Origin of the sequence: Candidatus Pantoea communis (genome assembly GCF_011752685.1) — a bacterium.
GTDB classification, from domain to species: Bacteria; Pseudomonadota; Gammaproteobacteria; order Enterobacterales; family Enterobacteriaceae; genus Pantoea; species Pantoea communis.
On sequence record NZ_VWXC01000061.1, the window covers coordinates 1 to 1074 of the forward strand.

1 protein-coding gene is annotated in these 1074 nt (G+C 57.1%); it reads left to right on the forward strand.

Annotated features, from left to right (window positions below; all coding sequences use genetic code 11):
- The coding region (gene accC / locus F3J37_RS27810) for an acetyl-CoA carboxylase biotin carboxylase subunit (RefSeq protein ID WP_166936844.1) at positions 1–1074 on the forward strand (1074 nt) is incomplete at both ends.

A 1074-nucleotide genomic window follows, 5' to 3' on the forward strand; every position in this document is an offset into this window, starting at 1 on the left:
CCGATTTCGCCGAGCAGGTTGAGCGCTCTGGTTTTATCTTCATCGGCCCGAAAGCTGACACCATCCGCCTGATGGGCGACAAAGTGTCTGCGATCACCGCGATGAAGAAAACCGGTGTGCCGACCGTGCCAGGATCTGACGGCTCGCTGACCGATGACATGGATAAAAACCGTGCCATTGCCAAACGCATCGGCTACCCGGTCATCATCAAAGCCTCTGGCGGCGGCGGCGGTCGTGGTATGCGCGTGGTGCGCAGTGAAAAAGATCTGGAACAATCCATCGGCATGACGAAAGCGGAAGCCAAAGCGGCTTTCAACAACGACATGGTCTACATGGAGAAATTCCTCGAGAACCCGCGTCACATCGAGATTCAGGTGATGGCCGACGGCCAGGGCAACGCGATCTATCTGGCGGAACGTGACTGCTCGATGCAGCGTCGTCACCAGAAAGTGGTCGAAGAAGCACCAGCGCCGGGCATCACGCCGGAACTGCGTCGCTTTATCGGCGAGCGCTGTGCGAAAGCCTGTATCGATATCGGCTACCGCGGTGCGGGTACTTTCGAGTTCCTGTACGAAAACGGTGAGTTCTACTTCATCGAGATGAACACCCGTATTCAGGTGGAGCATCCGGTGACCGAGATGATCACCGGCGTGGATCTGATCAAAGAGCAGCTGCGTATTGCTGCCGGTCAGCCGCTGTCGATCAAACAGGAAGACGTGATTGTTCGCGGTCATGCGGTAGAGTGCCGTATCAACGCCGAAGATCCGAACACCTTCCTGCCGAGCCCGGGCAAGATCACCCGTTTCCACGCGCCAGGCGGTTTTGGCGTGCGCTGGGAATCGCACATCTATGCCGGCTACAGCGTGCCGCCGTACTACGATTCCATGATCGGCAAGCTGATCACCTACGGTGACACCCGTGAAGTGGCCATCGCGCGCATGAAAAATGCGCTGGCGGAACTGATCATCGACGGCATCAAGACCAACGTCGAGCTGCAGATGAAAATCATGTCCGACGAACATTTCCAGCAGGGTGGCACCAACATCCACTATCTGGAGAAAAAACTCGGCCTGC